A 1,967-nucleotide genomic window follows, 5' to 3' on the forward strand; every position below is an offset into this window, starting at 1 on the left:
CGCTGGTCCGTTTCGCCGATACGAACGGGTCTCGGCCCCCAACCGACGTCGAACTTCGCCGACAAACGACGTCGGAATTCACCAGCGCAGCCACTTGGGGTTCGTGCCGGACAGGGTGGCTTCCGCCCCGCCGGTGGCGGTGGCTCGTTTGGCCGGCCTGGCGGTGCGCCTCGGCACGATTGGCCGGTGACGTGTACGGGGCGGGAAGCACTTCCGGCGGCACCGCCCGGGCGCTCTGGTGCACCGCTTCGGCGTGCGGACGGTACAGAACCTCGATTGAACCCCCAGGTCTGAGTATTTTCAACCCGAGGGACGATCAACCTCTGCGCACTCGACGAGCAGGCTGAAGGAGTGGTGCTCGCATGAAGGGGAAAGCCTTCAACAGACGAGGGCGTTCCCATCACAATCCGTTGAAGGAAGCGTCATGGCCACAAACAAAATTCGCGCAGCCGTGGCAGCGGCAGCGCTCGCACCGATGATCGCCCTCGGCTCAGGCATTGCTACCGCAGCCCCAACCGAATCCCTCGTGCCCGTCCAGATGGCGGACACCTCCCAGCCGGCCTCCCCCGTGCAGGTCGAGCCCGCCGTTTTAACGCTGCTGCCTACACTCGGGCTCAGTCTCCTTGCACTTCCGGGCTGCATCGCCGCCATCCTCACACCCGGCTTGCTCGCGGTGGGGGCCGCCTGCGTAGTAGCCGTCTGAAATCCGAGCTAGCGCAGGGCCTGGTCACCGCCACCACTCAGCTGTTGGAAGATCGCGACGGGAAAGCGGTGACCGGATAGGGATCCCTGCCAGTCCGACTCCCTATCCCCGAGAAGCTCTGAGCGCACGATCCACTTGGGTCGCCCGCCAGAGCGGCGGTCGGGCGGGTTCTGGCCGCCGATAACCTGTGTTGTCGGCGGTCAGGGCGGTCAAGCGTCGGTGCAGCGGAGCGGTAGGCCGCAGTTCCTCTATGGGTTTCGCAGAAAGAATGGCGGCCCACCGGGAAGAAGATGGTATTCGTTCGCGATTATCGCGGTAGCTGACGAATCGGCCCACGTCTTCACTGCCGTCGCCAAGATCAAATTACGTAGGACCTGGACCGCGAAAGTCGCGGGGTTTCCGCGCTGTCAGGTGGCGCCGATGAGGCCGAACGTAGGTCGCTCCGTGGGCTTCAGTTGCCCGGATGAGTGAGCTCTGTGACGACTGTCGTCCAGAGGGTGCGAGCGTCATCCGCGCGGACGTGACGATCGATCCGTTCAATGTGCTCGAGGATGATCCGCTCGCAGTCGTGGAGGCGGCTGAACCATGCCTCGTGCTCTTCCCACGGTCTGTCGTGCGCGGGCTCGTCCTGCCACAGTTCGTAGGCGATCCCGTGTGCCGCGTGACAGCGCCAAGAGGTCTCGACGAACTGGGCCACGGACGAGCTGAAGAACTCGACGGACGGGTGGTAGAGGTTCGCGTGAGCCTCCCGAAGCATTGAGGGAAGGTCGTCAGTCGTAGTCGGCTTCGGCTGGATCTTCAGCACGCAGCCCGTCCCGGCGACGGCGCCGATCCGGAGCTGGAGTGCCTCCGGGCCCCAGTGGACCAGCGTGTAGAGCCGCTCGCCGGGCGATGCTGCCAGCCGTTCTCGTTCCCCGGCAAGGTTGGGCACAAGCTCCGGATCGGCCCCTGCCTGAAAAAGCGGCCGCATGTGATCGTCGGGTGGCAGTCCCCACTGCAGCAGCGCTTGCTTATCGGATTAGGGAGGTTCCATCGCCGGACCAGGTCCTGCGGCGGCCTCACCGGCTGCTCCTCAACGAGGACTTCCCCCAATGGGGCGGTCATCACAGCCCGCACACGATCCTCGATGGATGACACCGGGTGAAGGTAACAGGCACGGAAGCGCGCTCCCTGCTCTGGCGGCACCCACCCGCACATAACGCGCGCGTCGAGTCGACCAGCCAGCCGGGTACAAGCCGCCCCGGACAAGACACGGTAATGCAGC

General features: G+C 65.2%; 2 protein-coding genes. One reads left to right on the top strand and one right to left on the bottom strand.

Annotation, left to right across the window (positions count from 1 at the left end; translation table 11 throughout):
- Positions 1–424 precede the first annotated feature (424 nt).
- Positions 425–703 carry a hypothetical protein gene (locus tag NX1_RS34875; protein ID WP_157120413.1) on the top strand — a complete coding sequence of 93 codons (279 nt, stop codon included), beginning with the start codon at positions 425–427 and terminating at the stop codon, positions 701–703.
- A 451-nt stretch (positions 704–1,154) separates the two neighbouring features.
- On the opposite strand, the gene NX1_RS34880 is transcribed toward NX1_RS34875, so the two are convergent.
- Complete coding sequence (locus tag NX1_RS34880) at positions 1,155–1,673, bottom strand: hypothetical protein (RefSeq protein ID WP_068069437.1); 519 nt, start codon at positions 1,671–1,673, stop codon at positions 1,155–1,157.
- Positions 1,674–1,967 lie beyond the last annotated feature (294 nt).

It is taken from the genome of Nocardia xishanensis NBRC 101358 (assembly GCF_001613365.1).
GTDB classification, from domain to species: domain Bacteria; phylum Actinomycetota; class Actinomycetes; order Mycobacteriales; family Mycobacteriaceae; genus Nocardia; species Nocardia xishanensis.

What these genes read in the sequence shown, in the direction of transcription:
- NX1_RS34875 (WP_157120413.1), top strand. Translation starts at nt 425, where the DNA reads ATGGCCACAAACAAAATTCGCGCAGCCGTGGCAGCGGCAGCGCTCGCA.
- NX1_RS34880 (WP_068069437.1), bottom strand. Translation starts at nt 1,673, where the DNA reads ATGCGGCCGCTTTTTCAGGCAGGGGCCGATCCGGAGCTTGTGCCCAAC.